This window comes from Actimicrobium antarcticum (assembly GCF_039536745.1).
GTDB classification, from domain to species: domain Bacteria; phylum Pseudomonadota; class Gammaproteobacteria; order Burkholderiales; family Burkholderiaceae_D; genus Actimicrobium; species Actimicrobium antarcticum.
On the sequence record NZ_BAAAZE010000008.1, the window covers coordinates 663,218 to 686,402 of the forward strand.

Sequence of the window (23,185 nt, forward strand, 5' to 3'; positions counted from 1 at the left end):
GCGTGATTGGCGTGGTAACGTCGTGTCCTTCGGATAGTAGCAGGGTGCACTATTGACGATACATAACGTGTCGCCGGCAAACGGCGCCGTGTTTTCAGAAGTCCCGTGAGGAAGTCATGAGCAGCCAAAATTCGATCTCTGCGCCCGGTGTGCGGGATAACTTCGATGCAGGATCTCTGTCCTGGGTGATGGGCGAAATCCGCGAAGCACTCAATCGCTCTCTGGGCGCGATTGGCGACGCCCTTGCCCAGGACGCGGACGAGCGTTCGACCACGCTGCGCCACGCCAAGTTATATGTGCATCAGGCCCACGGCGCACTCCAGATTGTCGATATCGACGGCGTCACGATGATTACCGACACCGTCGAAGACATACTCGTGCGTATGGAATCGGGTCAGGTGGCATTGACCGCCGACGCAGTGCAAACGATTGAAAGCGCTTACCAGGCATTGCTGGCCTATCTCGATGAATTGCTGAACGGCGCTGCGCACCAGCCGGTGCGCCTGTTTCCGTATTACCAGGCGCTACTGGAATTGCGCAGTGCCGAGCGCATTCATCCTGCGGACCTGTTTTTTCCGAACCTGGCAGGTCAACCGGAGCTCCCGGTGGCAGCGGTTGCCGCCACGCCTGGCATTGACCAGGAGCCGGTCAATTATGCGCAACTGCGCAAGCGTTTTGAAATGGCGCTGCTGCCATTCCTGAAGCAGTCCGACGCCTCGGCACAGGCCGGCAGCGTTAGCGCCATGCTGGCCATCATTGGCGATATCGAACAAGCCCAGACCAATCCGCAATCGCGCAATTTCTGGTGGGTGTTGCGCAGTTTCGCCGAGGGTGTGGGCGCCGGCCAGATACCGGCCGAGCGCTACGTCAAACAGCTGTTTGCCCGCATCAACCTGCAAATCCGGCGACTCAGTGAAGGCTCGTCCAGTATTGCCGAGCGCCTGTTGCGGGATGCGCTGTTTTTCATTGCGCGCATCGAGCAGCCATCGGCGCTGGCGCAGCAGGTCCGTACTACTTACGAACTCGACGGTCTGGTGCCGCAGGATTATGCCAGTCGGCGCTATGCCCAGGTCGATACCGCCAGTCTGGCGCAGGCCAAAGACAGCCTGGCCAAAGCAAAAGAAAACTGGAGCAAAATTGCTGTCGGCGAGGCCAGCTTTGCGGAAAGTTATGAGGCCGAAATGCGCCGATTGATGGAGGCTGGCAGCACACTGGGTTCGGTCCCGTTATCGAAATTGCTGCGCGAACTCAATGGCATTGCCCGTCACGCCGCCTATTCCCATCCGGGTGACCGGCTCAGTCTTGAAATGGCCGCAAGCCTGCTATTCGTCGAGCACGCACTGGCCAATATTCGCAATCTGGATGGCAACTTCCCGCTGCGTGCCGATGCATTGACGGCGCGGCTGCTCTCGATGGTGGCTGGTGACGAGCCGATTGATGCCGGTGACTGGCTCGATGACATGTCGCGCCAGGCACAGCAACGCCAGACGCTGAGCGTGCTGGCAAGCGAAATGCAGTCAAGCTTGCGGCAGGTAGAAAAAGGACTGGAAGACTATTTTCGCGATCCCGGCCGGCGTGCCGGATTGAAGCCACTGTCACCGATCCTGCATCAGATCAGTGGCGCACTGGCGGTGCTCGATCAGGACGAGGCAATGCGGGCGGTGCAGCACATCGAGGCGACCGTGCATGCCTTTTCCGAGGCCGCAGACCAGGCACCGGATGCCAGCGAATTTTCTGATGTGGCACAGAACATTGGTGCACTGAGTTTCTTTATCGAGACCTTGCAACTGCATCCCGATGCGGCCAAAGGCCGCTTTGGCTTCGACCAGGAAAAGGGCGTTTTTCGCGCTAACTTGACCGAGAAAAAACGTGTGTCCGAGCGCACGCCGACGCATGCCGAGGTACTGACAGCAATGCCTGACGACGGGTCAAGCGCATCGATGGCCGCTGCTCCGCAGGCTGCGGTATCCGGGCAGTCCGAGCCGCCTGCCTTGTCGACGGTTGAACAGGAGATGCAGCTGCATCAGCAGCAGTCGGTGGATCTTGCAGTGGCACTGACCGAGCACCCCGATAACCCCGCACTCCAGGAAAAATTGCGCGAGGTCTTGCAGCAGGTCCAGCGTGATGCCCGCTTGCTCGACAATCCGGAAGCAGGGGCACGTGCTGCCGCTGCCATCACGCTGCTGGCACAACCTGACTTCGCTGCCACTGACGTCGCTTTTGCCCGGATGTTCGCACTTCCGGCACCGGCCCATAGCGTGGCACCGCAACAGACAGAAGCGGCCATCGATGCCGAACTCCTGGAGATATTTTTGGGCGAGGCACAGGAAGTGCTGGCAGTGGTGCGTGAGACCACACCCTTGTCGCGCAGTGACCGGCATGATCCGCGTCACCTGGTCACCTTGCGCCGGGCTTTTCACACGCTCAAGGGCAGCAGCCGCATGGTCGGCCTGAATGCCTTTGGCGACGCGGCCTGGAGCGTCGAACAAGTGCTCAATCAATTTGTGGCAGACGAGAAGCCGGCGTCGGAACACCTCTGCGGCTTGCTGGACCAGGCCGAGATCCTCCTGAACGGCTGGTCCGATGACTTGCAACAGACCGGATCATCAGATCGCGACGCACAGCCACTGATGGCTGCTGCGCAGCGACTCATGGACGGCGAGCCATTCGACCCTCCTGCGTCACTGATGCCGGAAGTTGCGGCGGAATCTGCGCTGCCGTCGAACACGGCAGTCGACCTTGGCGTCGACGAAGTGATCGAAGGATTGCCGGTACTCGACGAGGTGCAGGAGGCAGCGTTGTCGTTGGATGTCGCGCCGGACTCCGAGACGGTTGCCTACATGGCGTCGCCTGTCTTGCCATCCGAATCCCTCGTCGGATTGCCAGGGTTGCCAGCCGACGATGCTGCCGATCTCGATGAGTCCGACACCGGTTCCGGCATCGACACCGACGCCGACGCCGACAGTGCCAACGACATTCCGGAACTGACCGTGGAGGAAACCCGGGCACCGTTTCTGGCACCCGCAGAGACCGCAGTCAGCAGCGCAGCAGTGCTGCATTTTCCGGGCACGGGCGCGACCGAGTTCAGGCACGACGATACGATCAAGCGGATCGGCAACATCGACATCAGCGTGCCGTTGCACAACATCTACCTCGCAGAGACTGACGATCTGGTGCGCATCCTGTCCAACGACATCGCCGAATGGCGCCATGAAACCGAGCGGCCGGTGTCGATCCAGGCCGTACATGCAGTGCATTCGCTAGCGGGCAGTTCGGCCACCGTCGGCTTCAGGGCGGTGCAGGAAGTCGCACATGCGCTGGAGAATGTCCTGCAATTGCTGGCGCGCAGACCCGTTCCGCTGACGGTCGCCGACTACGATCTGATGGAACACAGCGTCCTGACGATGAAGGTCATGCTGCAGGAGTTCGCGCTGGGTGACCTGCCGCTGCATGAACCGGTACAAGTCAATCTGTTGCGTGTCTTGCTGCAGGACCTGGAACAACGCACCGAGCATGTCACGACGGTCCGAAGCGATGACGTGATGCCGGTTGGCGAGGATGCCGACTTGTCGGTCACATCTGGTCCTTTTGCTTATGCTGCCGATGTGCCGGCCCCGACTGCAAACGAGGTGGTCGCTTTCGACGAGCCGGAGCTTGCCACGACCTTCGACGCCAATGCCGATCCGGCGCTGCGCATCGTCGACGAACTCGATGCTGACCTGCTGCCGATTTTCATGGAAGAAGGACGCGACATGTTGCCGCAAATGGGGGCGGCGTTGCGGGCCTGGCAAGCGGCGCTGTCCAGCACTGCGCTGCCACAATCCATCCTGCGCCTGCTGCATACGATCAAGGGCAGTGCCCGCATGGCCGGTGCGATGCAACTGGGCCAGTACATGCACGAAACCGAAACCCGGATCGAGCAGATATTGCATGCCGGTGCGCCGGACCACCGTGCGATCGACGCGCTGCTGGCGCGCCACGACCAGGGCCTGTACCTGTTCGAGTTGCTGCAAAATCCAGGCGCGGAATTGCCAGCGATCGAACCGCAGGCAGCGCTGCACAGCTCCGCCGATGCCGACCTGCCACTGCGCCCTGCGCTGGTGGAACTGGCGTCGGTGATGCCGGTGCGTACGGCAGGGTTCACGGGCCAGATGCCTGCCAGCACGACGCCTGCAGCAGCGGTACCCATGGTCCGCGTGCGCGCCGATATTCTTGATCGGCTGGTCAATCAGGCCGGTGAAGTCTCGATCTCGCGCTCCCGACTGGAAACCGACGTCGATACCCTGCGACTCTCGCTGGGCGAGCTGACCGACAACGTGGCCCGCCTGCGCGAGCAATTACGCGAAATCGAGATGCAGGCCGAGACCCAGATCACCTCCAGAATGGCCAATTCGCCGGATCGCGAATTCGACCCGCTGGAATTCGACCGCTTCACGCGACTGCAGGAAATCACCCGCATGATGGCCGAAAGCGTCAGCGACGTGGCAACGGTCCAGCAGTCCCTCACCCGTACCGTCGATGGCGCCAGCGCCGGGCTGGTCGCGCAGGCGCGCCTGACCCGCGATCTGCAGCAGGACCTGATGCGGGTACGCATGGTGCAATTCGCCAGCATCTCGGAGCGCCTCTACCGGGTCACGCGGCAAGCCTCGAAGGAAGTCGATAAACGGGTCAATCTGGACATCCGCGGCAGCGCGGTCGAGATCGACCGCAGCGTCCTGGAAAAAATGGCCGGGCCGTTCGAGCACTTGCTGCGCAATGCCATCGTGCATGGCATCGAGAGCCGCGACGAGCGCCTTGCCGCAGGCAAAAACGAGACGGGCGAACTGCGCATCGAAATCCGCCAGGATGGCAACGAAGTGGTGTTGCAGTTTTCGGATGACGGTCGCGGCCTCGACTTGCAGCGCATCCGCAGCAAGGCCGTCGCCACCGGTCTGCTGGCCGATGGCCGCGAAGTCGCCGATGCCGAACTGACCGACCTGATCTTCAATCCGGGATTTTCGACCGCACACGAAGTCACCGAGCTGGCAGGGCGCGGTGTCGGCATGGATGTCGTGCGCTCCGAAGCGAGCAGCCTGGGTGGGCGTGTCGCAATCCAGTCCGAGGCCGGCAAAGGTGCGCAATTCACGATTCATTTGCCGCTAACGCTGGCCGTGACGCAAGTCGTGATCCTGCGTACCGGTGACAAGATCTATGCGGTGCCGTCGGTGCTGGTCGAACAGGTTCAGCAATTGAAGGCCAGTGCGCTGGCCAATGCGTACAACGATGGCGCCGTAATGTGGCAGGGCCAGCGGGTGCCGCTGTTCTATTTGCCGGCACTGCTGGGCGATCGCCAGAGCGTGCCGGTAGCGCAGCAGTATTCACCCCTGGTCATCCTCAAGAGCGGCATCGAGCGGGTCGCCTTGCATGTCGACGAGGTCCAGGGCAACCGCGAAGTGGTGGTCAAGAACATCGGCCCGCAACTGGCGCGCATGGTCGGGATCGCCGGTGCCACGGTGCTGGGTTCCGGCGAGATCGTCCTGATCGTCAATCCGTTGCCGCTGGCGCAACGGGCGGTACTGGACCAGGCCCGTCGGCCGGCGTCGCTTGCGGCTCAGGCCGGTATGGGTGCAGTCGCCGAAACCGGTGACGCCGGTGCGCCTGCGGTGGCGGATGCGGTGCAGGGATTGCGTACCCAGAGCATCGTCATGGTGGTCGATGACTCGCTGACCGTGCGGCGTGTGACGCAACGGCTGCTGACACGGGAGGGCTTCCAGGTGGTGCTCGCCAAGGATGGGATCGATGCGCTGGAGCAGTTGCAGGCAATCACGCCGGACGTCATGCTGGTCGACATCGAAATGCCGCGCATGGATGGCTTCGACCTGACCCGCAACGTGCGCGGTGATGAACGCACCCGTCACATCCCGATCATCATGATCACCTCGCGCACGGCAGCCAAACATCGCAATTACGCGCTGGAACTGGGCGTCAACGAGTACTTCGGCAAGCCCTATCAGGAAGCCGATTTGCTGCACGCCATCCGCGGATTCCTGCCGGCGAGAGTGGCGCCGGACTGACGGCTGTCGGCGACGACGCAGGTTGCGGGATAGCCCGGGCCATGCATCGCCCGGGCCGTAGCTCAGCTCTGCCGGCGTTAGTCCGCCGGCACCTCTTCCGTCACTTTTTTGACCACTGCATAGCGCATCAGTGTCTGCTTGCGCGCCACGTCATGTTGCACCACCGGCGCAGGATAATTGCCGCCCAGCGTGACACCGGCATGATCCAGTTCCATCTTGGTCAGCAACCACGGCGCGTGAATCTGCTTGTTGCCGAGCTGCGCGAGTTGCGGCACATAGCGCCGGATGAAGCGGCCCTCGGTATCGAATTTTTCGGACTGGGTAATCGGATTGAAAATGCGGAAGTATGGTTGGGCATCGCAGCCGGAGGATGAGGCCCATTGCCAGCCACCGTTGTTGGCAGACAGGTCGAAGTCGATCAGTTTTTCGGCAAAATACGCTTCACCGCGCCGCCAGTCGATACCCAGATCCTTGATTAAAAAACAGGCAGTCACCATGCGCAACCGGTTGTGCATGTAACCGCTCTGGTTGAGCTGCGCCATCGCGGCGTCGACCAGCGGATAGCCGGTCTTGCCATCGCACCAGGCCTGAAACAGGGCATCGGCGGCGGGACCGGTTTCCCACTGGATCGCATCGTAGTCGGGCTTGAATGCACCGTGCACCACGCGCGGATGATGTTGCAGGATCATGAAATAAAAATCGCGCCAGACCAGTTCGGCCAGCCAGGTTTGCGCACCACTGGCGTCGGATGCCAGACGCACCGCTTCGCACGCACGCCGCGCCAGATGGCGGATCGACACCGTGCCGAAGCGCAGATGCACCGACAGGTAGGACGGTCCTTTGACGGCCGGGAAGTCACGGGTGAGCTTGTATTTGTTGATGCGCTCCAGAAAATTATCGAGCAGCGCCTGTCCACCGGACATGCCGACAGGGATCTTCAATTCGGCAAAATTGGACGGGGCAAAACCCAGTTCGCCGAGCGACGGCATCACATGCGCAATCGGGCTGACCGCCAGATGGTGGGCCACCGGATCAATCGGATACGACCGCACGTTGATGTCGGTGCTATCGAACTGCAGTTGCTTCAACCAGGCATTTTTATACGGCGTGAATACCGAGAACGGTTTGCCTGCCAGCGACAGGACCTCGTCGCGTTCAAAGATGACCTGATCCTTGTAGTCATGCAACGCAATCCCATCCTGCTGCAAGGCACCCGATATCTGTGCGTCACGTGCAATCGCGGCGGGTTCGTAATCATGGTTGATGAACACGGCATCGACTGTCAGTTCCCGGGCCAGTGCCGGAATCTCGCTGGCGGCCAGCGCGTGGCGCACGATCAGCGCCCCGCCGAGCTTGACCAGTTCGGCGTGCAACTCGATCAGGCTGGCATGCAGGAACTCGATGCGGCGGTCCTGTTCCGGCAGTGCATCGAGGATGGCGGTATCAAAAATGAACACACAAAATACGGCACGGCTTTGCGTTAGCGCATGGTAGAGCGCGGCGTGATCGAACACGCGCAGGTCGCGGCGGAACCAGACCAGGGCGCGTTCGTAAGGCATGTCGGGGAGGGCGGGAGAGCTCATGATTTCCTGTTGAAAATTTCCGGGGGCGGTGCTGGCGTGGCGATATTATCCCTGTTCTATCCCGATCAAGTCGACCCGGCCTTGCAGGTGCGTTTTGCACCGATAGCCCAAATCAAAGCTGCTAAAATGTGGCCATGGCGAAGCTCAATAAAACACGAAACATGGCATCCGGCACGCAGTCGCATCAAGACCCGTCCGGGCTGGCTGATGATGATGCTGCGGGCAACGGCTCCGGTCTGGATCTGACCAATCATTTTCTGATCGCGATGCCGGCAATGGCCGACCCGGTGTTCGGTGGCACGGTGATTTATTTGTGCGAACACAATGCCCACGGTGCCCTTGGTTTGATCATCAACAAGCCCACTGACATGACGATGCAAGTGCTGTTCGAGCGCGTCGACCTCGCACTGGAAATCAATCCGCAACGTTCCCATCAGCAAATTCTGCCCGAGCATCCGGTGATGTTTGGTGGTCCGGTGCAACTGGAACGCGGTTTCGTGCTGCATTCGCCAGTCGGTGCGTTCACCTCGATGATGCGGGTCACCGACCAGATTGCGATGACCACCTCCAAGGACGTGCTGGAAGCCGTTGCTTCCGGTTCCGGACCGGATCATGTGCTGGTCACGCTGGGGTGTTCCGGCTGGAGCGCCGGCCAGCTCGAAGATGAAATCATCCGCAATGGCTGGCTGACCGTGCGGGCCGACCCCGCGATCATTTTCGACATGCCGGTCGAGCAGCGTTTTACCGCCGCCATCCGCCTGCTCGGTATCGATCCCAACATGCTGACCTCCGAGGCAGGACATGCCTGAGCAGGCAAGCGCATTTCTTGCGGCGTGCATTCTCTGCGACGCGGTATCGACCATGTTCCACCCTTGATGGAAACCGTGCTCGGATTCGACTTCGGTCTCAAGCGCATCGGTGTCGCAGTTGGCAATACCGTGATCCGGCAGGCGCAGCCGCTGACCATCATCGACGCCCCCACCAATGACGCCAAATTTGCCGCCATCGCCGCGCTGGTCGCGGCCTGGCAACCGGCGCGCTGCATCGTCGGCATGCCGCTGCATCCGGACGGCGCCGAACACGACATGTCGGTACGCTGCCGGCGCTTTGCCAACCAGCTGTATGGCCGCTATGGCCTGCCGGCGGTGCTGGTCGACGAGCGCTACAGTTCCGCAGTACTGAACCAGCGCCGTGGCGAGCGAATCGATGACCGCGCCGCCGCACTCATTTTGCAACAATACTTTGACGACTCCGCCGATGCCCACTCACCTCCCTGAACTCGATGCCGAGGCGCTGTATGCCGACCTCGCGCGCCAGATTGCCGCTGCTCTTGGCGCTACCGAACAACTTGCGCTGGTCGGGATTCATTCCGGCGGCGCCTGGCTGGCCGAACGGCTGGCGAAGGAACTGCAGATCGAAGACCGGCTCGGTTTTATCGATGTCTCGTTCTATCGCGATGACTATGCCGAAAAAGGCTTGCATGCCGAAGTCAAGCCGACCCAGATTCCGTTCGAGGTCGAGGGCGCGACCATCCTGCTGGTCGACGACGTGCTCTACACCGGCCGCACCACGCGCGCGGCCATCAATGAACTGTTCGACTATGGCCGGCCGGCGCGCATCCTGCTGGCGGCACTGGTCGATCGCGGCGGACGCGAACTGCCGGTGGCGCCGGATTTTGTCGCCGCCACCCTCGCGCTGGACACGGCACAGACCCTGACCCTGCAACAAGGCGCCGATGGCGCGCTTTCTCTTACGGTGATCCATGCTTAACCCGCAACTCAACAAGGATGGCGAACTGCAGCATTTGCTGACCATCGAAGGCCTGCCCAAGCGCATCGTCATGAACATCCTCGACACCGCGCAATCGTTCGTCGGGATCAGTGACCGTGAAGTCAAGAAAGTCCCGCTGATGCGCGGCAAGAGCGTCTTCAACCTGTTTTTCGAGAACTCGACGCGCACCCGCACCACCTTCGAGATCGCGTCGAAGCGTCTGTCGGCCGACGTCATCAACCTCAACATTCAGGCCTCCAGCACCACCAAGGGCGAATCGCTGCTCGACACCATCGACAACCTGGCAGCGATGCATGCCGACATGTTCGTGGTACGGCATGCGCAGTCGGGCGCGCCGTACCTGATCGCCAAACATCTGGTCGACACGCGCCAGCCGCATGTCCACGTGGTCAATGCCGGCGATGGCCGCCATGCGCACCCGACCCAGGGCCTGCTCGACATGTACACGATCCGGCACTACAAAAAGGATTTCACGAATCTGACGGTGGCTATCGTCGGCGACATCCTGCACAGCCGCGTGGCCCGCTCCGACATCCATGCGCTGACCACGCTGGGCGTACCGGAAATCCGCGCGATTGCGCCGCGCACCCTGCTGCCGACCGGGCTCGACCAGATGGGCGTGCGGGTGTTTACCGACATCAATGAAGGCCTGAAGGGCGTCGACGTGATCATCATGCTGCGCCTGCAAAACGAGCGCATGAGCGGTGCGCTGCTGCCGTCGGCACAAGAATTTTTCAAGAGCTACGGATTGACGCCGGAACGGCTGGCGCTGGCCAAGCCGGATGCGATCGTGATGCATCCGGGTCCGATGAACCGGGGTGTTGAAATTGACTCGGCCGTGGCCGACGGAGCGCAGGCCGTGATCCTGCCGCAAGTGACGTTTGGCATCGCAGTCCGGATGGCAGTAATGAGTATTCTGGCGGGAAAATAAAACATGAAACTGCATATCCAGCATGGCCATCTGATTGACCCGGCCAACGGCATTGACGCGCCCCATGACGTCTATATCGATGACGGCAAGATCGTCGGAATTGGCAACAAGCCCGAAGGATTCGCGGCCGATCACGTGCTCGACGCCAGCTGCATGATCGTGGCCCCCGGGCTGGTCGACCTCAGCGTGCGCCTGCGCGAACCTGGTTACGAATACAAAGCCACCCTGGAATCCGAAATGCAGGCCGCGCTGCAGGGCGGCGTGACCAGCCTGGTCTGCCCGCCCGACACCGATCCGGTGCTCGACGAACCCGGCCTGGTCGAAATGCTCAAGCACCGCGCGCGCAGCCTAAACCAGTCGCATGTGTATCCGCTGGGCGCGCTGACACGCGGCTTGCAGGGGCAGGCATTGAGCGAAATGGCCGAGCTGACCGACGCCGGCTGTATCGGGTTTTCGCAAGCCGACGAACCCATCCTCGACACCAACGTGCTGCTGCGCGCGCTGCAATATGCGCAGACCTTCGGCTACACGGTCTGGCTGCGTCCGCAAGACCCGCATCTGGGCAAGGGCGGGATTGCGCACAGCGGACCGATCGCCTCGCGCCTCGGCTTGTCCGGCGTGCCGGTGATGGCCGAGACCATCGCGTTGCAGACGATTTTCGAGCTGGTGCGCGCGACCGGCGCACGCGTGCATCTGTGCCGGATTTCCTCGGCGGCCGGTATCGATCTGGTCCGCGCTGCCAAAAAGGAAGGCTTGCCGCTGACCTGCGATGTTGGCGCGCACTACCTGCACCTGACCGATCACGATATCGGCTTTTTTGATTCGCATGCGCGCCTGTCGCCGCCACTGCGTTCGCAGCGCGACCGCGATGCCTTGCGCGCCGGTGTGCTCGACGGTACCGTCGATGCGATCTGTTCCGACCATGCGCCGGTCGATGATGATGAAAAATTGTTGCCGTTTGCCGAAGCCTCGCCGGGCGCCACCGGCCTTGAACTGCTGTTGTCGCTGGCCCTGAAATGGGCCGAGGAAGTAGTCGATCCGAAAGCGGGTCCGATCTCTCGTGCGATTGCCAAGGTGAGCGTTGATGCCGCCCGCGTGATCGGTTTGCCGGCGGGTCAGCTGGCGGTGGGCAGCGTGGCCGACCTGTGCGTGTTCGATCCGCTGGCGCGCTGGACGGTCGACGCCAAAGCACTCGCCAGCCAGGGCAAGCACACCCCCTTCGTCGGCTACGAACTGACCGGCCGCGTCATGGCGACGGTCGTGTCCGGGCGTCTCGCCTACCAGCGCAACGCATGATCGGTGTTGCGGTACTGCGTATCTTCCTGCACCTGATCGTGGGGTTGTGGACGTGCGCGGTGGTGTTTCCGCTGACCGATGCTGCCGGGCGCGCGCGTCGGGTGCAGCGCTGGTCGGCCGGGTTGCTGGTGATTTGCGGTATCACGCTGGTGGTGCGCCAGGCCGGTAGCGGCGCACTGGCGACGCGTGCGCTGATCGTTTCGAATCACGTCTCGTGGCTGGATATTTTCGTGATCAACGCGATGCAGCCGTGTCGCTTCGTGGCCAAGGCCGATATCCGCAGCTGGCCGCTGCTGGGCTATCTGTGTGCAAAGTCCGGCACGATTTTCATAGCGCGCGGCAAGGTGCGCGAGGTGCGCCGCATCTTCAAGGATCTGGTCACCAGCATCCACAATGGCGAACACGTGGCGTTTTTTCCGGAAGGGACCACCGCCGCACAGGGTAACTTATTGCCGTTCCATGCCAACCTGTTCGAGGCGGCCATCGATGCCGAGGTGCCGATCCAGCCACTGGCGCTGCGCTATCTGGATGGCTCCGGCAAGCTCGCATCACAAGCCGATTACATCGGTGACATGACGTTCGCACAAAGCATGCTGACCATCCTGACATCCGGCCGGCTGACCGCCGAACTGATCGTGCTGCCGCACATCGACAGCACCGCCGCGCATCGGCGCGAGCTGGCCCCGGCGGCCCGCAGCGCCATCGCCAGCGCGCTCGGTTATTCGCCGGGCGCCTGAAATTGCGGACAGCTGACCTCGAACAAGGCCCGGTCGGCCAGCCGCATCGCAGTCAGTTGTCCGCCCCAGATACAACCGCTGTCGAGACCGATGACATTCGGTTGCACCAGCAAGCCCCGGGTCGACCAGTGACCGAACACCACCGTCACATCGGTACTGCGGCGTCCCGGTACCTCGAACCACGGCATCAGGCCGGCCGGATTGGCGCCGTCGACTTCTTTTGCCTTGAGCATCATGCTGCCGTCGCTGGTGCACAGGCGCATGCGCGTGAGGCCATTGACGATGCAGCGCAGGCGTTCGGCGCCGCGCAGCGCATCGTCCCAGCGCTCGGGCGCATTGCCGTACATCTCGCGCAGAAAACCGACCCAGTCCGGGCCACGCAGGGCCGTTTCGACCTCGTGCGCCAGCGCCAGTGTCTGCGTGGCGGTCCATTGCGACGGCACGCCGGCATGCACCAGCAAATGACCATCGATCAGTTGCGCCAGCGACTGCCGGCGCAACCAGTCAAGCAGATCGTCACGGTCCGGCGCCTGCAGGATCTGGTCGATGGTGTCGGAGCGGCTGCTCTTGCGGATGCCATGTGCGACCGCCAGCAAATGCAGGTCGTGATTGCCCAGCACGCAACTGGCGCGTTCGCCGAGGCTGCGGATCATGCGCAGCGTATCGAGCGAACGCGGCCCGCGATTGACCAGGTCTCCGACAAAGAACCAGCGCGCAGCGGGATCGCTGTGCAGGACGTTTTCCATCAGCGTCTGGAGTTGCGTGGCGCAGCCTTGCAGGTCACCGATGGCGTACAGGTTCTGCAATGTGGGGTTGGAAATCATGTAAGCAATCTGACAAGATGGAAGAAGGAAGGGCGTTTGCATTTAAAATCAGGCATCCGCATTTTGTCATGATCGCGGCAGTGCGCCGCGGCATGACGACATCGCCCCCGAATTCGATCGACCGCAACCGCGTTCGACACACCGTTTTGCATCTATAGAAAGCGTCTTCACTATGCTGCCACTCTCGAAAAACATCTTCAAAGCGTACGACATCCGCGGCATCGTCGGCACCACCCTCGATACCGGCATTGCCCACGGCATCGGCCAGGCCTTCGGTAGCGCGATGCTGGCCAAAGGCGAAAAAGTCGCCGTGATCGGTCGCGATGGCCGCCTGTCCGGACCCGAGCTGACCGCTGCGCTGGCGCAGGGTCTGCAAGCCGCCGGCGTCGATGTCATCGACCTTGGCGTGGTGGCGACGCCGATGGTGTATTTCGGCACCAATGTGCTGGAGACCCGCTCCGGCATCATGGTTACCGGCAGCCACAATCCACCGGACTACAACGGCTTCAAGATGGTGCTGGCCGGCGAAGCGATCTACGGCGACACCATCCTCGCGCTGCACACGGCCATCGTTGCCAACGACCTGCGCACTGGCAGCGGCACCTACCGTACCCACAACATCAATCAGGCCTATCTCGAACGCATCCTTGGCGACGTCAAACTGGCGCGCCCGATGAAGATCGTGGTCGATTGCGGTAACGGTGTCGCTGGCGCGTTTGCCGGTGACCTGTATCGCGGCATGGGTTGCGAAGTGACCGAACTGTTCTGCGAAGTCGATGGCACGTTCCCGAACCACCATCCCGATCCGGCCCATCCGGAAAACCTGCAGGACCTGATCCGTGCATTGCAATCCGGCGACGCCGAAATCGGTCTGGCCTTCGACGGCGACGGCGACCGCCTCGGCCTGGTGACCAAGGATGGCCAGATCATTTATCCGGACCGCCAGCTGATGCTGCTGGCCGAAGACGTCCTCAAACGCCATCCCGGCGAGCAGATCCTGTACGACGTCAAATGCACCCGCCATCTGGCACCATGGATCGAAGCGCGTGGCGGTGTGCCGCTGATGTGGAAAACCGGGCATTCGCTGGTCAAGGCCAAGATGCGCGAAACCGGCGCACCGATCGGTGGCGAAATGAGCGGCCATGTCTTCATCAAGGACCGCTGGTACGGTTTCGACGACGGCCTGTATGCCGGTGCGCGCATGCTGGAATTACTGAGCCGGATGACGGACCCATCGGCAGTACTGAACGCCTTGCCGCAATCCTCCAGCACGCCCGAGCTGCAACTCGAATTGAAGGAAGGCGACAGTTTTGCGCTGATCGACCAGCTGAAGGCCGAAGCCGAATTTCCGGGATCGGACCAGTTGATCACGATCGACGGCCTGCGGGTCGAATATCCGGATGGCTTCGGCCTGGCCCGTGCCTCGAACACCACACCGGTGGTCGTGATGCGCTTTGAAGCCGAAACCCCGGCGGCGCTGGCGCATATCCAGTCCGAATTCAAGCGCGTGATTCTGGCGGCGCGACCTGGTGCCAAGTTGCCGTTCTGATGGCGGGTTCTGGTGACAACAAGGTTGTGAATATTCTGATCGTGCGCGTATCGTCGCTTGGCGACGTGGTGCACAACATGCCGATGGTGGCCGACATCCTGCGCCATGTGCCGCACGCGCAGATCGACTGGGTGGTCGAGGAGGCTTACACCGCGCTGGTGCGGCTCAATGCCGGCGTGCGCACGGTGATTCCGTTCGCGCTGCGGCGCTGGCGCAAGAGCCTGCTGGCACCGGCCACGCGCGCCGAGATGGGCGCGTTTCGCCGGCGGTTGCGCGAGGTCGAGTATGACTTCGTGTTCGATACCCAGGGCTTGCTGAAAACGGCAGTCGTGATGCGGCTGGCGCGACTTGCTCCGGCCGGCCAGCGCATCGGTCTGGCCAATGCCACCGAGGGCTCGGGATACGAAGCCCTGTCCAGGATTTTTCATACTTACAGCGTGCCGGTGGATGTGCGCACCCACGGTGTCGAGCGCGGGCGCGTGGTGGCCGCAGCCGCGCTCGGGTATGCCCTGGATACGCCGGCTGATTTCAACATGTCCGCGCCGCAGGCCGAGCCGCGTCCGGCCTGGCTGCCGACGCAACCGTATGCGGTGTTTTTTCATGCCACCGCCCGTGCCGCCAAGCAGTGGCACGTGGCGCACTGGATCACGATTGCCGCCGACCTGGCTGCACGCGGCATGCCCGTTTTGCTACCGTGGGGCAGCCCGGCCGAGCAGCTGGCGGCCGAGCAGCTGGCTGCGCAGATGCCGAACGCGCAGGTGTTGCCGGCACTGTCGATGATGGAGGCGGTCCTGCTGGCACACGATGCCGCGCTGGTCATCGGCGTCGATACCGGCCTCACGCATATCGCAGCAGCATTCAACCGCCCGACTATCGAGTTGTACATCGACTCGCCACGCTGGAAAACCGAGGGCAACTGGTCGCCCCGGATCATCAATCTGGGCGATGCCGGCCAGTCGCCGAGTGTTGATGACGTGCGGCAGGCGATGGCGACCCTGCTGTGAAGCGCTGGCTGTATTCGCTGGCGTGGTGGCTGGCCGTGCCGCTGGTCTTGGCACGGTTATGGTGGCGTGGCCGGCGCGAGCCAGGCTATCGGCAGCACATGGCGGAACGATTCGGGTTTCCGCCGCGCCGCATGCGTACTGCGCCGCTGTTGTGGGTGCATGCGGTATCGGTCGGCGAGACCCGCGCTGCAGAACCACTGATCGACGCCTTGCTCGCGGCCTATCCGGATCACGATCTGCTGCTGACCCACATGACGCCAACCGGACGCGCCACCGGTGCGGCCTTGTTCGGTCATTTTGGCGAGCGCTTGCAGCAAGCGTATTTGCCCTATGACACCGGCTGGATGGTCGGCCGCTTCCTGGGTATTTTTTCGCCGCAGTTGTGCATTTTGATGGAAACCGAACTGTGGCCCAACGTGATGGCGCAATGCACCGCACGCGGCGTGCCGGTAGCGCTGGTCAATGCGCGCCTGTCGCCGCGCTCGCTGGCACGCGCACAGCGGCTTGGTCGACTGATTGCCGATGCGGCAGCGCAGCTGACCTGCGTGGGCGCGCAGACCGACGCCGATGCGGCGCGCATTCGCAGCCTCGGTGTCAGCGCGGTACAGGTCACCGGCAGTATCAAGTTCGATGTCACGCCACCGCCGGCGGCGCTGGAGGCGGGTGCGCAATTGCGCCGCCAGATCGGCAAGCGTCCGGTGCTGCTCTGTGCCAGCAGCCGTGCCGGCGAAGAGGTGCTGATCCTCGATGCGCTGGCCAACAGCAATCTGCCGCCCGACACCTTGCTGCTGATCGTGCCGCGCCATCCGCAACGCTTCGACGACGTCGCCGCACTGGTCACGCAACGCGGTCTGCACCTGCAGCGGCGCGCGACCTTGGGGGCGGATATGGTTCTGGCCGATGTGCTGCTGGGCGATACGATGGGTGAAATGTTCGCCTATTTTGCCGCCTGCGATATTGCCTGGATCGGCGGTAGCCTGCTGCCGCTTGGCGGACAAAATCTGATCGAGGCATGTGCCGTCGGCAAGCCGGTCCTGCTGGGGCCGCACACGTTCAACTTCGCCCTGGTCAGCGAGGAAGCTATCGAGGCGGGTGCGGCGTTACGGGTGGCGGATGCGGAGTCGTTGCTGCGCGATGCCGCTGCGTTGCTGCGGGATGACGCATTGCGGCTGGCGATGGGAGGAAGTGCGCTGCGGTTTGCGCAGCAGCACCGGGGTGCGACGGGGCGGACCATGGAGATGTTGCGGGCGTTGGTGTTGCAGGGGGAGTGACGCTGAGGTTACTTGCACGGGAGGTTGCTTAGGCTTGGTTATTTGGCCGTTTCAAGGTGAGTTTGGGAATGGCGGGATTAATGATCGTATTTGTGTTGTCCTGCGTGGGCTGCAAACGAAAGTTTGATGGTTGATAGATGGCATGTTCGGCTGCGGAGCACAACACGCATCAAATTTCCTGCGCGTTGCGGTCTGCTGTGGCTAAAACGGGTTGCGCTCCGTGGAGGCAAGCCGGGTGCGGCCCGGTAGCCGGTTTTTTGCGCGGCGGCGTTGCGGCTTTGGGTCGTAGGTTGGGCTGCGAAGCTATGCCTTTCAAGGTCGGCCTATGTAACTCATTGATTTATATAGGCTTTCATTTTGAAAAATTAAAACCGCATGCCTGTAACTCATTGAAAATAAAGACAAAAATTCTTCACCTTGAGACGCATAGCTGCGAAGCCCAACATGCGTCAAGTTGCGTTGCGGGTCGCCACTGCGCGCGGTCGTCGGTAGCTAAAACTGGTTGCGCTCCGTGGAGGCAAGCCGGGTGCGGCCCGGCAGCCGCTCACTTTTTTTGCTTCGCCAAATAAAGTAAGCAAAAAAAGGCGACCGCTAGACCGCTGCCCTGCGGGTTCCCAAATACCGCGCCCGGTCAGGGGGAGGGCCGCAAACTCGCTACGCTCAGACAGTGCGGCCCTCTTGTCCCCTGCCCGGACACGGTATTTGGCAGCGGCCTTTTATGCGGAATTCAAGGTCAAGACCAAGCCCAGCCTTGGTATTTGAATGACGGCCACACTCGCTTTGCGCGAGAGCGATGGCTTGTAAAAGCCTTGTAGATTTTGAGTTTGGCGTTGGTTTCGATATTGAATTTGAAACTGGTTTTGACGTTGGTTTTGACGTTGATTTTGACGTTGGTTTTGAAGTCGATGTCGATCACGACGAGGAAGTTTTCTCGCGCAAAGCGAGCACGATCATCTCGCTGGTTCCAAGGCTGGGCTTGGTCTTGACCTTGAATTCCGCATAAAAAGATCGCTGCCAAAAACCGGGTACGGCAAGAGGATCAGAAGCCCGCACTGTCTGAGGTGTAGCAGGGGTTTCGGATCGCATGCGATCCGCCTGCGGAACGGGATCCGCTTGCAAGCGGATCTGCGCCCTGCAAGGGTAGCGAGTTTGCGGGCTTCCCTCTTGCCGTACCCGGTTTTTGGGAACCCGCAGGGCAGCGGTCTTGCGGTCGCCTTTTTCTTGGTTACTGCTTTTTGGCGAAGCAAAAAGAAGTGACCGGCTGCCGGGCCGCCCCCGGCTTGCATCAACGGAGCGCAACCGTTTTAGCTACCGACGACCGCACGCCGTGGCGACCTAGAAGGCAGCTTGACGCATGTTGGGCTTCGCAGCCCAACCTACAAAACAGCGAAGCAAAAAGAAGTGACCGGCTGCCGGGCCGCACCCGGCCTGGCTCCACGGAGCACAACCCGTTTTAACTACCGCAGCCCGCAACCCGCGCAGGAAGCTTGACGCATGTAGGCCTTCGCAGCCCACAGACAAAGTGTTTTGGCCCCGGCTGCCGGACCATCTCCGGCTAGCCAGCTACCGTCAACCCGCCGGCTTCCCCGTCTCCGTCAACCCACCACCCAGCGACCGATACAAATCAACCGCATTGGTCAACCGTAACAACCGCGTCTGCACCAGCGATTGCTCTGCAGTAAACAGATCACGCTGTGCATCGACCACATCCAGCGCACTCGCAATCCCGTTGTCGAAACGCTGTGTCGCCAATTGCAGTCGCACGGTTTGCGCCGCCACCACTGCTTGTTGCGCCACCACCTGTTCCTCCAGCGAACTCCGTGCCACCAGCGCATCCGCGACTTCCCGGAAGGCGGTCTGGATGGTTTTTTCGTAGTCGGCAACGGCGATGTCGGTGCGCACCTGCGCCACGGTCAGGTTACTGCGATTACGACCTGCATCGAAGATCGGCAGCACCAGTTGTGGTGCAAACGACCAGCTGCCCGAGCCGGCGTCGAACAGGCCGGACAGGGCGTTGCTGCTGGTGCCGGCAGCGGCAGTCAGCGAAATGCGCGGGAAGAACGCGGCGCGGGCGGCGCCAATATTGGCATTCGCGGATTTGAGCCGCTGTTCGGCAGCCCGGATATCCGGACGACGCATCAGCAAGTCCGACGGCACGCCGGCGGCGATGGTGGTGATGATGTTTTCAGCCGACAGCAGTGGCGCGGCCGGCAGGTCGACCAGCGCGGTGCGGCCCACCAGCAGCGTCAGCGCATTGGCTGATTGTGCGCGCTGGCGTTGCAGCGTCAGTTGGGCGACCCGTGCCGTTTGCACCAGCGTTTCGGACAAGCGCAAATCCAGCGCCGACGAGGCGCCGACATCAAAGCGCTGTTGCGACAGCTCATAGGCTCTCTGGCGACCGGCGAGCGTCTGTTGCGCCAGAATCAGCTGCTCGGCAAAACCGCGTTCGGCCAGATAGGCTTTCGCGACTTCGGCGACCAGGCTGATCTGGACCGACTGCTTTGCTTCCGCGGTGGCCAGATACTGCGCCAGTGCAGCGTCGTTCAGGCTGCGGACCCGGCCAAAGAAATCCAGCTCGAATGACGCCAGGCTGAACCCGACCTGATAACTGCTGCCGATGGCCGGTTTGCCGGTCACTGACAGCGCACCCGGTGTGCGGGCACGCGCGCCGCTGGCAGTGCCGTTCAGGTTCGGCAGCAAGTCTGCCGATTGCACGTTGTACAGTGCACGGGCTTCGTCGATACGCAAGGCGGCAGTGCGCAGGTCGCGGTTGTTGGCCAGCGCTGCCGTGATCAATGCCTGCAGGCGCTGGTCCGGAAAGAATTCGCGCCAGCCAGTCTCGGCCGCGACCATCGTGCCGGCGGCGGTGTCCGCCGTGATGCCGACATACGCATCGGCAACCGGCGCATCAGGCCGCACATACAGCGGCGCCAGCGAGCAGCCGCTCAGCATGCCTGCCGCGAGCAGCAATAGCGTTCCCTGGAACTTGGTCATTCTTGTTCTCCCTGCTTCTTTTTCATATTGGCTTTTGCCAATGCAAGTTGTCGTTCGCTGCCCTTGAAGAAGGTGCGGATCACGACGAAAAATACCGGTACCAGGAATACCGCCAGCACCGTCGCCGTAATCATTCCGCCCATCACGCCAGTACCGATTGCGCGTTGTCCGGCAGAGCCGGCTCCGCTGGCCAGCACCAGCGGCAATACGCCGAGGATGAACGCCAGCGAGGTCATGATGATCGGCCGGAAGCGCAGATGTACCGCTTCCAGTGTCGCTTCGACCAGCCCCATGCCCTGCGCCTGCAGGTCCTTGGCAAACTCGATGATCAGGATCGCGTTCTTGGCGGACAGGCCGATGGTGGCGATCAGGCCGACCTTGAAATACACGTCGTTCGGCAAGCCGCGCAGGCTGGCGCCGAGCAAGGCACCCAAAATACCGAGCGGCACCACCAGCAGGACTGCGACCGGAATCGTGGTGCTTTCGTACAAGGCTGCCAGCACCATGAAGACGATCAGCAGCGACAGTGCGAACAGCGCCGGCGCTTGCGAGCCGGAGGTTTTTTCTTCGAGTGACTGGCCGGTCCATTCGAAACCGAAACCGGTCGGCAATTTCCCGGCCAGGGTTTCCATTTCCTGCAACGCTTCGCCGGTGCTGCGACCCTTGGCCGCATCACCGGACAATTTCATCGCCGGATAGCCGTTGTATCGCACCAGTTGCACCGGACCCACGATCCAGTGGCTCGTCACAAACGACGACATCGGTACCATCGTGCCAGTGGCACTGCGTACATACAGCCTCAGCAAGTCTTCCGGTTGCAAGCGCTGCGGTGCATCGGCTTGCAGGATGACCCGCTGCTGACGTCCCTGATTCGGGAAGTCATTGATGTAGGCAGAGCCGAGTGCGCTCGACAGTGTGGTGTTGATGTCAGCAAAACTGACGCCGAGTGCGTTGGCCTTGTCACGGTTGATATCGAGTTGCAATTGCGGCGCATCGTCCAGTCCTTCCGGACGCACACCGGCGAGTACCGGGCTCTTGCTGGCCATGCCGAGCAGCTGGTTACGCGCTGCGAGCAAGGCTTCATGGCCAAGTCCGGCGCGGTCCTGCAAGCGGAAGGTGAAGCCGGTGCCGTTACCCAGTTCCGGAATCGGTGGCGGCGTGACCGGGAACACGATGGCGTCGCGGATGCGCGAGAGCGCGCCGAAGGCCCGTCCGGCCAGCGCACTGGCAGATTGCGCGGCACTGCGTTCGCTCCAGTCTTTTAAAGGCACGAATACCAGGCCGGCATTTTGACCATTGCCTGAAAAGCTGAATCCGGCTACCGCTACCGTACGAGCAACTTCGGGCTGCTTCAGGTAAAAGTTCTCGACCTGTTCCAGTACCTGCATCGTGCGCGCGGTGCTGGCGCCGGCCGGCAACTGGACGTTGGTGACGATGTAACCCTGGTCTTCGGTCGGCAGGAACGAGGATGGCAGTCGCACATACATGAAACCCACCACCAGCAGGATCACGCCATACACCAGCATGTAGCGCAAGGTGCCGCCCAGCATTTTGCCGATGAAGCTTTGATACCCGGTAGCCGTGCGCGCGAAGCCACGATTGAACCAGCCAAAAAAGCCCTTCTTTTCGACATGGTGGCCCGCTTCGACCGGTTTCAGGATGGTCGCGCACAGCGCCGGCGTCAGGGTCAGGGCCAGCAAGGCCGAGAACGCCATCGATGACACCATCGACAGCGAGAACTGCCGGTAGATCGCACCGACCGCGCCACCGAACAGGGCCATCGGCAGGAATACCGCAATCAAGACCAGCGTGATGCCGATGATGGCACCGGTGATCTGGCCCATCGCCTTGCGGGTCGCATCACGCGGTGACAAACCTTCTTCACTCATGATGCGTTCGACGTTTTCGACTACCACGATGGCATCATCGACCAGGATACCAATGGCCAGCACCATGCCGAACATGGTCAGCACATTGATCGAAAAGCCGAACAGCGACATCACGCCGAACGTCCCCATCAGGGCGACCGGCACGACGATGGTCGGGATCAGCGTGTAGCGGAAATTCTGCAGGAACAGGTACATCACCAGGAACACCAGGACAATCGCTTCGAGCAAGGTCTTGACCACTTCTTCGATCGAGATTTCGACGAACTTCGAGGTGTCGTAAGGGATGTCGTATTTCACGCCAGCCGGGAAGAATTTCGACAATTCTTCCATCTTTGCGCGCACGGCCTTGGCGGTGCCGAGTGCATTGCCGGTCGGCGACAACTGCACCGCCACGGCGGCGGTCGGTTTGCCGTTCAGGCGTGCCGAGGTACCGTAACTCTGGCCACCAATTTCAAGACGGGCGACATCGGCCAGACGCACGACCGAGCCGTCCGGGTTGGCGCGCAGGACCACCTTGCCGAACTCTTCCGGTGTCGACAACTGGCCGGTGACGATGACGGGGGCCGAATATTGCTGTGAGCCGGGGCTAGGCAGTTCGCCCAGCGTACCGGATGAGACCTGCGCATTCTGGGCCCGCACTGCCGTGGTGATGTCGGCCACGGTCAGTTTGTAGCCGATCAGCTTGGCCGGGTCGATCCAGATCCGCATGGCACGTTCGGTACCAAACAACTGTGCCTGGCCAACGCCCGGCACCCGCTTCAATTCATTGAGGACATTGCGCGACAGGTAGTCGCCGAGCGCGACCGGATCGAGTTTGCCGTCGGTCGACGACAGCGTGGTGAAGAGCAGGATGTTGCTGCGTGCCTTGGCAACCTGCACGCCTTGCTGCGTGACCGCCTGCGGCAGGCGCGCCTCGACCCGCTTCAGGCGGTTCTGGACATCGACCGCTGCCAGATCGGGATTGGTGCCCGGTTCGAAGGTGACGGTGATCGCAACCTGGCCATTGGCCTGGCTTTGCGATTCGATGTACTTCAGGCCATCGGCACCGTTCATTTCCTGTTCGATCAGACTCGTGACGCTGTCATCGAGAATCTGTGCCGAGGCACCCGGGTAGGTTGCGGAAATGACGATGGACGGCGGTGCAATGGTTGGGTATTGCGAGACTGGCAGACGCGTAATGGATAACGCACCAGCAAGCAGGATGAAGAGCGCGAGCATCCACGCGAAGACCGGTCGGTCAATGAAGAATTTTGCCATGCCGGA

General features: G+C 61.8%; 15 protein-coding genes. 11 read left to right on the forward strand and 4 right to left on the reverse strand.

Annotated elements, in window-relative coordinates; genetic code table 11:
- The first annotated feature begins 116 nt into the window (after nt 1–116).
- The gene (locus tag ABD720_RS10965) at nt 117–6,053 is read left to right on the forward strand and encodes a FimL-related protein (RefSeq protein ID WP_344763324.1); all 5,937 of its coding nucleotides are present in this window, start codon (nt 117–119) and stop codon (nt 6,051–6,053) included.
- 77 nt (nt 6,054–6,130) lie between these two features.
- On the opposite strand, the gene ABD720_RS10970 is transcribed toward ABD720_RS10965, so the two are convergent.
- A complete protein-coding gene (locus ABD720_RS10970; RefSeq protein WP_344763325.1) occupies nt 6,131–7,636 on the reverse strand; it encodes a cryptochrome/photolyase family protein in 1,506 nt (501 codons plus the stop codon).
- Nucleotides 7,637–7,770: 134 nt separating this feature from the next.
- Here ABD720_RS10970 and ABD720_RS10975 point away from each other — a divergent pair, with 134 nt between their 5' ends.
- From ABD720_RS10975 to ABD720_RS11000, 6 genes are all read left to right on the forward strand, one after another.
- Complete coding sequence (locus tag ABD720_RS10975; protein ID WP_425547964.1) at nt 7,771–8,445, forward strand: YqgE/AlgH family protein; 675 nt, start codon at nt 7,771–7,773, stop codon at nt 8,443–8,445.
- Between the two features lie 66 nt (nt 8,446–8,511).
- Nucleotides 8,512–8,913 (forward strand): Holliday junction resolvase RuvX, encoded by a 402-nt coding sequence (gene ruvX / locus ABD720_RS10980; protein ID WP_344763683.1) that lies wholly within the window; start codon nt 8,512–8,514, stop codon nt 8,911–8,913.
- Entirely contained in the window at nt 8,894–9,406 is a 513-nt protein-coding gene (gene pyrR, locus ABD720_RS10985) for a bifunctional pyr operon transcriptional regulator/uracil phosphoribosyltransferase PyrR (RefSeq protein ID WP_344763327.1), read from the forward strand. The genes ruvX and pyrR overlap by 20 nt, the downstream gene beginning before the upstream one ends.
- A complete protein-coding gene (locus tag ABD720_RS10990; RefSeq protein ID WP_344763328.1) occupies nt 9,399–10,358 on the forward strand; it encodes an aspartate carbamoyltransferase catalytic subunit in 960 nt (319 codons plus the stop codon). The genes pyrR and ABD720_RS10990 overlap by 8 nt, the downstream gene beginning before the upstream one ends.
- Before the next feature lie 3 nt (nt 10,359–10,361).
- On the forward strand, nt 10,362–11,654 hold the full coding sequence (locus ABD720_RS10995; RefSeq protein WP_344763329.1) for a dihydroorotase: 1,293 nt from the start codon (nt 10,362–10,364) through the stop codon (nt 11,652–11,654).
- Nucleotides 11,651–12,391 carry a lysophospholipid acyltransferase family protein gene (locus ABD720_RS11000; protein ID WP_344763330.1) on the forward strand — a complete coding sequence of 247 codons (741 nt, stop codon included), beginning with the start codon at nt 11,651–11,653 and terminating at the stop codon, nt 12,389–12,391. Before ABD720_RS10995 ends, ABD720_RS11000 begins: the two co-directional genes overlap by 4 nt.
- On the opposite strand, the gene ABD720_RS11005 is transcribed toward ABD720_RS11000, so the two are convergent.
- Nucleotides 12,373–13,215 (reverse strand): symmetrical bis(5'-nucleosyl)-tetraphosphatase, encoded by an 843-nt coding sequence (locus tag ABD720_RS11005; protein ID WP_344763331.1) that lies wholly within the window; start codon nt 13,213–13,215, stop codon nt 12,373–12,375. The genes ABD720_RS11000 and ABD720_RS11005 overlap by 19 nt on opposite strands.
- Before the next feature lie 172 nt (nt 13,216–13,387).
- On the opposite strand from ABD720_RS11005, the gene ABD720_RS11010 reads away from it, so the two are divergent.
- From ABD720_RS11010 to ABD720_RS11025, 4 genes are all read left to right on the forward strand, one after another.
- Nucleotides 13,388–14,764, forward strand: a complete 1,377-nt coding sequence (locus ABD720_RS11010; protein ID WP_344763332.1) for a phosphomannomutase/phosphoglucomutase — start codon at nt 13,388–13,390, stop codon at nt 14,762–14,764.
- On the forward strand, nt 14,764–15,768 hold the full coding sequence (gene waaC, locus ABD720_RS11015) for a lipopolysaccharide heptosyltransferase I (RefSeq protein WP_344763333.1): 1,005 nt from the start codon (nt 14,764–14,766) through the stop codon (nt 15,766–15,768). The genes ABD720_RS11010 and waaC overlap by 1 nt, the downstream gene beginning before the upstream one ends.
- Nucleotides 15,765–17,039 carry a lipid IV(A) 3-deoxy-D-manno-octulosonic acid transferase gene (gene waaA, locus ABD720_RS11020; RefSeq protein ID WP_344763334.1) on the forward strand — a complete coding sequence of 425 codons (1,275 nt, stop codon included), beginning with the start codon at nt 15,765–15,767 and terminating at the stop codon, nt 17,037–17,039. Before waaC ends, waaA begins: the two co-directional genes overlap by 4 nt.
- A 793-nt stretch (nt 17,040–17,832) precedes the next feature.
- Nucleotides 17,833–18,042, forward strand: a complete 210-nt coding sequence (locus ABD720_RS11025; protein ID WP_344763335.1) for a hypothetical protein — start codon at nt 17,833–17,835, stop codon at nt 18,040–18,042.
- A 566-nt stretch (nt 18,043–18,608) separates the two neighbouring features.
- On the opposite strand, the gene ABD720_RS11030 is transcribed toward ABD720_RS11025, so the two are convergent.
- Nucleotides 18,609–20,033 (reverse strand): efflux transporter outer membrane subunit, encoded by a 1,425-nt coding sequence (locus ABD720_RS11030; RefSeq protein WP_344763336.1) that lies wholly within the window; start codon nt 20,031–20,033, stop codon nt 18,609–18,611.
- Complete coding sequence (locus tag ABD720_RS11035) at nt 20,030–23,179, reverse strand: efflux RND transporter permease subunit (protein ID WP_344763337.1); 3,150 nt, start codon at nt 23,177–23,179, stop codon at nt 20,030–20,032. Before ABD720_RS11035 ends, ABD720_RS11030 begins: the two co-directional genes overlap by 4 nt.
- Nucleotides 23,180–23,185 lie beyond the last annotated feature (6 nt).

Bases quoted from the DNA above. Each gene is read 5' to 3' on its own strand.
- ABD720_RS11035 (WP_344763337.1), bottom strand. From the start codon at position 23,179: ATGGCAAAATTCTTCATTGACCGACCGGTCTTCGCGTGGATGCTCGCG.
- waaC (WP_344763333.1), top strand. From the start codon at position 14,764: ATGGCGGGTTCTGGTGACAACAAGGTTGTGAATATTCTGATCGTGCGC.
- ABD720_RS11000 (WP_344763330.1), top strand. From the start codon at position 11,651: ATGATCGGTGTTGCGGTACTGCGTATCTTCCTGCACCTGATCGTGGGG.
- ABD720_RS10975 (WP_425547964.1), top strand. From the start codon at position 7,771: ATGGCGAAGCTCAATAAAACACGAAACATGGCATCCGGCACGCAGTCG.
- ABD720_RS11025 (WP_344763335.1), top strand. From the start codon at position 17,833: ATGGCTTGTAAAAGCCTTGTAGATTTTGAGTTTGGCGTTGGTTTCGAT.
- ABD720_RS10970 (WP_344763325.1), bottom strand. From the start codon at position 7,636: ATGAGCTCTCCCGCCCTCCCCGACATGCCTTACGAACGCGCCCTGGTC.
- ABD720_RS10995 (WP_344763329.1), top strand. From the start codon at position 10,362: ATGAAACTGCATATCCAGCATGGCCATCTGATTGACCCGGCCAACGGC.
- ABD720_RS11010 (WP_344763332.1), top strand. From the start codon at position 13,388: ATGCTGCCACTCTCGAAAAACATCTTCAAAGCGTACGACATCCGCGGC.
- ABD720_RS10965 (WP_344763324.1), top strand. From the start codon at position 117: ATGAGCAGCCAAAATTCGATCTCTGCGCCCGGTGTGCGGGATAACTTC.
- ruvX (WP_344763683.1), top strand. From the start codon at position 8,512: ATGGAAACCGTGCTCGGATTCGACTTCGGTCTCAAGCGCATCGGTGTC.
- ABD720_RS10990 (WP_344763328.1), top strand. From the start codon at position 9,399: ATGCTTAACCCGCAACTCAACAAGGATGGCGAACTGCAGCATTTGCTG.
- ABD720_RS11030 (WP_344763336.1), bottom strand. From the start codon at position 20,033: ATGACCAAGTTCCAGGGAACGCTATTGCTGCTCGCGGCAGGCATGCTG.
- ABD720_RS11005 (WP_344763331.1), bottom strand. From the start codon at position 13,215: ATGATTTCCAACCCCACATTGCAGAACCTGTACGCCATCGGTGACCTG.
- pyrR (WP_344763327.1), top strand. From the start codon at position 8,894: ATGCCCACTCACCTCCCTGAACTCGATGCCGAGGCGCTGTATGCCGAC.